Below are 7,253 nucleotides of genomic sequence, written 5' to 3' on the forward strand. Positions count from 1 at the left end.
CAGGGTAAAGGTTTTGCTGTAGTAGCAAGCGAGGTAAGAAACTTAGCTCAGAACTCTCAAACTTCAGCTAAAGATATAACAAATCTTATTGATGTAATTTATGAAAAAATTAATAAGTCAGCAGAAAAAGCAAAAGAATCTCAGCAGATATTTGAAGATTTGGAGAAAAAATTAGAAGAGACTTCAAATATAATGCGTGATATAAGCGAAACAGCAATAGAGCAGCAGTCCGGAGTAGATCAGGTAAATATAGCAGTGTCTCAGATGGATACAGTAACACAGCAAAATGCCGCTTTAGTAGAACAGTCATCAAAAATGCCGCTTTAGTAGAACAGTCATCATCAGCAGCAGAATCATTATTAAATGAGGCTAGAGAGCTTGAAGATGCTATGAGTTTCTTTAAATTAAAATAAAATAAGTATTTAATTAATATAAAAAAATAAAACGTCTGGTAATTATTATCAGGCGTTTTTTATTTGTCATTTTTATAATTTTTAATATCAGCTTATAACAAGCACAAACTCTCGTTTTTTATTATCCTGATATTTTATGCATATATTGTTTATACTGTCTATTACAATCTCTTCATTATCTGTTGTAATGTCCAAGCATAATGCCGCTTCTCTTTCTTTTGAATATACTTTTTTTACAGCATTCAAAACTTTATTAAGTCTGTATGGAGTATCTAAAATAATAACTGGAACATTTAATTTTTTTAAATACATTAATTTTTTTTCTCTTTCTCTGTCATCACGAGGTAAAAGCCCAGCATAGTAAAACTCTTTAAAATTAAAAGGCAGACACATAATTGCTGCTGTAACACTGCTTACTCCTGCTACAGGGCGTACTTTTATATTATGAGAGTAGCAGTATTCAAGAAGAAGTCTTCCTGGGTCTTCCAAAACTGGAGTTCCGCAGTCGCTTATAAGAGTAACAGTGCGGCAGTTTATAATTTTTGTTATTATATCATCAATATCTTTAGACTTTTTAGTATGCTCGCTAAACTCTATTAATGCTTCTTTTTCTTTTTTGATATTTAGTGCTTTAAAAAGAGTTGTTGCTTCTCTAAAACTTTCAACTAATATAATATCGCTTTCTATTAATACTTCTTTTAATCTTTCTGTATTATCTTTATAATTTCCTATATCTCTTGCTGCTATATAAACTGTAAGCATAAAACTTCCTTTTAAGTGATGATTAGTTTATACTAAAAATTTTTAAGTTTGTCAATTTTTTTATTCAACTTTTTCCCGCCGCACACCACAGGCGGACTTAGTCAAAGTTGCAAAAAATGCAAGTATTGAAATTATTATTAAATTGTACTAATTATGTTTTATATGTAGAATAAATTACTAAATTCAGTTTAAAATGTAGCCTTTCGTTGCCGACACCACAGGCGGACTTCGTCAAATGCAGTTCTTTCGCCTGCCTACGGCACGCAGAGCGAGGCGTACAGCGTCACAAAAGAACTAGGGTGTTGCGTAGCACACAGAGTGGCGGGCAAAGCCCTGCAAATATTTTAAATCAAAAAAATTAATTTTTGACAAATTATATTTGTTTAGGTATATACTAAAAATTTTTAAGTTTGTTAAAATCAAATTTGGTATTATATACATTTACTGAAAGAATATTTTTGGCAGCTACATTTTTGAAGCTCTCTTACCTTTTTTATCAGTTTTAAATGCTTTTTATAATCTTTTAATTTGTAATAGCATACTGAAAGATAGCATATAGTATATATATTATCATTTTTAAGTATGTCAAGCTGTTTATCAAAATTTTCTATGGCATTTATATAATCTTTAACTGCTAAACAGCAAAGTCCCATGTAATAATATATGATATCATTATCATCAGATATTTCTTTTGCTTCTAATAGATTTTCCATAGCCTTTTTATATTTATCCATTTTATAATATGATACTCCAAGGCATAATGCTGTATGATAATCTTTTTTATTATTTTCATTGCATTGAGCAGATTTTTCTAAATATTCTATGGCTTCATCATAATTATGAAGTCTGTAATGGCATATTCCCACCCATTTAAGATTTTCAGCAGTAATACCCTCTATATTCAGAACATTAGTATAATATTTGAATGCCTTTTTATATTCGCATAGGCTGTAATATGATGAAGCAAGCCATCTGTGTATATTATGATTATAAGGAGATAATTCTAAAGAGAAAGTTAAATATTTAATAGCTTTTTTATACTCATTTATATTATTATATGAAGCTCCAAGATAGAAGAAATAATAATAATGGATACTATTTTTATTTTCTAAAGCTGTATTTAATGCTTTTTCAAAATACTTGATAGCCTCTCTATATTCAGCTAGCATATAAAGTGAAAATCCAGCTCTGAAATAGTATTTTGAATCTTTTTCTATTTCTATGAGTTTTTCATATATATCAAACAGATTTTGATAGTCTTTATTTTTATATAATTCTTCAGCCTTTTTTATATAAAATTCTTTATCCATAATATTCTTGCATGTGTATATTATAAATAAACTTAAATATTTATAATAAGTCAAATATAATAATAAAAAAATCAGAATAAATTTTACTTATTATCTATTAAAATTAAGACTTATATTTCCGAATATATAGTAAGAAATATAAAAAATAGAAGAACAATATGGCTATAATAGAATTTAATATACCAACAAAAATTACATTCGGAATTGATTCTCTTGATTGTTTGCCGGATACTATCAAAAAGTACGGCGGAAGAACTGTATTGGTGACAGACGGGGCTTCTTTCAATCAAACAGGATTAATAGATCAAATAGTTAATAAACTTAATGAAAAATTTATTAATGTAATGGTTTATTCTGATGTAAACTCTACAAGTACAAGCGATGCTGCTGATATAATTGCCAATTTGGTAAGATACAGCAAAGCAGAATCAATAGTTGCTGTAGGGGGCTTTAAAATACAAAATACGGCAAAAGGAGCTGCTGTTGTAGTAACTAACAGCGGAGAGGCTTCAGACTATATAAATGGTCAGCCAGTATATCATAAGCCTTTGCCTATTATAGCTGTACCTACAATCTTGGGTTCTTTGTCTGAAATAGCTACTGGAATGTGTCTTTATGATAAATACGATGAAGTAAATAAACAGAACAATGAAGATAGTGTATTTTCTTCAAACTGTATTATAGATCCTGCTCTATATACTACAGTTCCAGTAAAATATGCTGTAAGCAGTGCATTATCAGTATTTGCTTTGTCTTTTGATATATATATGAGTAATACTCTTACAAGTATTACAGAACCTTTAATAATTCATGCTATGAAAATAAGTATGCAGGGACTTAAAAAACTTATTTCTGACAGCAACAATATAGATAATATAACAACTTTAGCTGCAGCAAATATGTTATGTGCAGCTTCAGCATGTCATAGCAGTTTGGGAGCTATAAGGGCATTATCTATTGCTATCAACAGTGTTTATGCCGTTAATAAATCTATGGTATGCTCTATACTTCTTCCTCATATAATGGAGTATTATATTACAGTTGCACCTGATAAATATGTTGTTCTTACTAATGTTATAGATGGTATAGACCCAGAAATGACTCCTTTTGAAATTGCAAATCAGGCATCTCAGCATATAAAGAAATTTCTTCTTAATATTAATTTGCCTACTAGATTAAATGAAATTAATATAGACAGAAGTAAATTTGATAAAGTAGCAGAATTAGCATTGCAGTATAAGGGTATGGATCAGCTTCCTCGTGCAATGAACTTTGATTCTATTATGACTATATTAGAGCAGGCATATTAATCTTCGCTTTTAGGAGCGTATTTGTACGGTTTCTTATGTAATGCGTCTATTAGTTTTTTATTCGGCTTATAATTAGTTATAGGCGGAAGAGGTTTATATTCTAAAAGACTGCAGTTATAGCTTTCAGCATATTTATTGTATGCCAAACATAAAAGATATTCCAAGTTTATAGTATCAAGCAGATTATAATGTATAAGTGAGTCAATAGCGGTTTCATCTTTAGTATCCTGATAATAATTCCATAATAAAACAGCTGTATATCCAGTAACTCCTTCCATATCATCACCGCGTGAAAGTCCTACATCCTGCTCTATTTTTTTTAATCCCCCTGTATATCCAAGCTCTTTAAGTACAAAGCGTAAATCTATCTGAGCACATTTTATCGTTGTAGCAAAGTATCTCTCAAGAAAAGGTATATCAAAGCATGAACCATTAAATGTTACTACTATAGAATAATTTTTTATATAATCAAGAAATTCATTTTCATTTCTGCCATGAACAAAGACTCTCATTTCCTTGCCGTTATAACAGCCTATAACTGTAATATCTGCCTTAGAAGGTTTTATTCCAGTAGTTTCTATATCCAAAAAAACAGTTTTATCCATAAGAAGGGGGTAAAGCCTGTATATTATAGGTGTAGGCAATCTCTTTAAGAAATAATGATAATTTTTATTTTTATAATTATAAATACTTCTAGGAAGTTCATCTTTTAGGGCTTCTCTGATGCTTTTAGGCATAGCATAATAATCTATATTTTTTAATGTATCCTCCCAATCAACAGCACCTTCTTCCCATAGGAGGCTCTCTTTTTTAGGACCGATTCCCTCTATATGCTGAAATGTTCTCTTCAATAAATCCACATAATTACCTTTATTATTTTATTATTTATAACTATTTCCTTTTCCATTTTACACCCTGAGGCGTATCCATTATCTCTATACCAATAGATAATAATTGATTTCTTATTTCATCTGCTTTTTGATAATTTTTCTCTTTTTTAGCTAATGTACGTTCTTCTATAAGTTTATTAATCTCTTCATCATCTTTGTTTTCTTCTTCATCATTTATCTTAAAGCAGTTTATTATATTATTTACTCTTTCTATAAATTTAATCATTTTATCTCTTGTTTCATTATTGATAGAATCAAAAGATGTATTTGCATTTTTTATAAGTGTAAATAATACTCCTAATGCCTCTGAAATATTTAAATCATTATAAACAGAATCAGAAAACTTATCATTAGCTTCATCTATTTCTTTTGATAATTTATCATTAATTTCATTAGCATCAGTTTTGTTTATATCTTTTAATCTGAATATAAAGTCATTCACTCTGTCAATAGCACTTTGAGACTGTTTAATGCCTTCTATAGTGAAATTTAATTGTTTTCTGTAATGTGAGTTTATAAGCGAATATCTTATAGCCTCTTTAGAAAGTCCTTTATCAAGCAAATCTCTTAAAGTATAAAAATTGCCTTTAGATTTTGACATCTTCTCTCCGTCAACTATTAAATGCTCGCAGTGAAGCCAATAATTAACAAACTTTTCATTGAATGCTGCTTCATTCTGAGCTATTTCATTTTCATGATGAGGGAATTTATTATCAACTCCTCCAGTATGTATATCAAAATGCTTACCCAAATACTTACAGCTCATAGCAGAGCATTCTATATGCCAGCCAGGTCTTCCTTTTCCGAATGGAGAATCCCAATAAACATCTCCGTCTTCTTCAGTATATGCTTTCCAAAGTACAAAATCGCTTGCATTTTCTTTATCGTATTCATCATTAAGTACGCGTCCTGAAGCTCCTTCAAGAAGTTCCTGCTTATCTAAATTGGCAAGCTCTCCGTATTCTGGAAATGTACTTATTTTAAAATATACTGAACCGTCTGCCTCATAAGTATGTCCGTTTTTTTTGAGAAGTTCTATAATATCAATCATCTCTTTTATATGGTCAGTAGCAGCAGGGTTAACAGAAGCCTTTTTTATTCCCAATGTTTTTATATCTTCAAAGAATGCCTCTTTGTATTTTTTAGTATATTCATTTAAAGAAATATGATTTTCTTTAGAGTTTTTTATAGTTTTATCATCAACATCAGTCAGATTCATAACAAGTTTAACATTGTATCCGTAATCTTCTAATACTCTTCTAAGCAAGTCGCTGAATACATAAGCTCTGAAATTACCTATATGAGCATAGTTATATACAGTAGGTCCGCATGAGTACATTCCTACTTCACCCTCTTTAATAGGTTTGAATACTTCTTTTTCTCTGGTTAATGAATTATATAATACTATCTCTTTCATAAAAAAAATTTTCCTTAAAATATTATAAACATTTTACTTAAAAGACTTTATTTGTCAAGGTGCTGTTATGTATTTTTTATAAAAGATAAATCAAAACAAAAATCCCCCTTAAAATATTTTTTAAGAGGGATAATGATGTTTTATTTATTATAATAATTAATAAATAAAATAATTTTCTAAATATAATACTTAATAATAAAAAAATTATATATTTTTATTCTTTCTTATTACTATAGTAGCCTGCTCTTTATATTTAGATATTAGGCTTTTGAGATCTTTTTTCTCTTCTTTTTTTTCCATTATTTAATTCCTCCTTGAATAATGAATAATGTTTATTTTAGAAGCTGCCGTCTCTCCATACTTTAAAGTCTGGATAGTCTAATTTTTGAGAATTATCTTCATACCATTTGCAAACGGCGGCTGACATATTGATTACATAAAAATTAAACTCTGTTTTCCAGCCGTCATTTTTAAAGTCGGCAAAAGAAGGTATAAACTTATTGTTAATAGTTTCATAAATATTTTTCTGAGCTGATTCTGTAGGGATATTATTATCTTTTATTGCTATTCTTAATATTAAGTGAATAGACATACAAGAAAGTGTTGAAGTAAGCCTGCTGTATTCATCAAACATTTGATCTTTTGATGAGTTTTCTGTGATAGTATCCATCCACATTTTTATAATATTTCCTAAAGCCTCTAATTGTTCTGGGGAGGCATTTTTATTCATAATGATAGCAGCATAATTTTCTGCAAGCTGCATAAAAGTCATAGTTGAGTTTTCATCTGAAATAGATATATCGGCTATATCTTCTATCTGCATTGAGTTTATCATAGACATAATTGAACTATCTTCGGCATTTGCTTTGATATTTATTGATATAAAAATCATAAAAACAAATAATAAATATACAAAACTTTTTTTCATAAAATATATTTCCATTTATAATTTTGTTTTATTTATTATCGTCATCAATTAATTTGTCAATACACTTATTTTTGATAAAGATTAAATTGGCTGATTTTATATAAAATATATTTGTTTTAATGCATTATTTGTTTAAGAGCCATAGATATTGCACAGTTTTAGTTTAAAAAAAGGAGGTATTCCTTATAATTTAAATTATCACAACAAACAAAAAGGAATACCT

6 protein-coding genes and 1 pseudogene are annotated in these 7,253 nt (G+C 28.8%); 2 read left to right on the forward strand and 5 right to left on the reverse strand.

Annotated elements, in window-relative coordinates; all coding sequences use genetic code 11:
• A pseudogene (locus tag Q1X91_RS14200) lies at window positions 1–413 on the forward strand (methyl-accepting chemotaxis protein); the annotation flags it as partial.
• Window positions 414–500: 87 nt separating this feature from the next.
• Here the strand turns inward: Q1X91_RS14200 and Q1X91_RS14205 are convergent.
• Entirely contained in the window at window positions 501–1,175 is a 675-nt protein-coding gene (locus Q1X91_RS14205; RefSeq protein WP_300759029.1) for an SAM-dependent methyltransferase, read from the reverse strand.
• Window positions 1,176–1,606: 431 nt separating this feature from the next.
• Window positions 1,607–2,485, reverse strand: coding sequence for a tetratricopeptide repeat protein (locus tag Q1X91_RS14210; RefSeq protein WP_300759031.1), 879 nt, complete (start codon window positions 2,483–2,485; stop codon window positions 1,607–1,609).
• Between the two features lie 158 nt (window positions 2,486–2,643).
• On the opposite strand from Q1X91_RS14210, the gene Q1X91_RS14215 reads away from it, so the two are divergent.
• The gene (locus Q1X91_RS14215; RefSeq protein WP_300759033.1) at window positions 2,644–3,795 is read left to right on the forward strand and encodes an iron-containing alcohol dehydrogenase; all 1,152 of its coding nucleotides are present in this window, start codon (window positions 2,644–2,646) and stop codon (window positions 3,793–3,795) included.
• Here Q1X91_RS14215 and Q1X91_RS14220 read toward each other — a convergent pair.
• The 3 genes from Q1X91_RS14220 to Q1X91_RS14230 all read right to left on the reverse strand — a co-directional run bounded on the left by Q1X91_RS14220 (window position 3,792) and on the right by Q1X91_RS14230 (window position 7,030).
• On the reverse strand, window positions 3,792–4,655 hold the full coding sequence (locus tag Q1X91_RS14220) for a ribonuclease H-like domain-containing protein (protein WP_300759034.1): 864 nt from the start codon (window positions 4,653–4,655) through the stop codon (window positions 3,792–3,794). The two genes, Q1X91_RS14215 and Q1X91_RS14220, sit on opposite strands and share 4 nt — an antisense overlap.
• 31 nt (window positions 4,656–4,686) lie before the next feature.
• Window positions 4,687–6,102, reverse strand: a complete 1,416-nt coding sequence (cysS, locus tag Q1X91_RS14225) for a cysteine--tRNA ligase (protein WP_300759036.1) — start codon at window positions 6,100–6,102, stop codon at window positions 4,687–4,689.
• Window positions 6,103–6,439: 337 nt separating this feature from the next.
• Complete coding sequence (locus Q1X91_RS14230) at window positions 6,440–7,030, reverse strand: hypothetical protein (RefSeq protein WP_300759037.1); 591 nt, start codon at window positions 7,028–7,030, stop codon at window positions 6,440–6,442.
• Window positions 7,031–7,253 lie beyond the last annotated feature (223 nt).

Source organism: uncultured Brachyspira sp., from assembly GCF_949287625.1.
Lineage (GTDB): Bacteria > Spirochaetota > Brachyspiria > Brachyspirales > Brachyspiraceae > Brachyspira.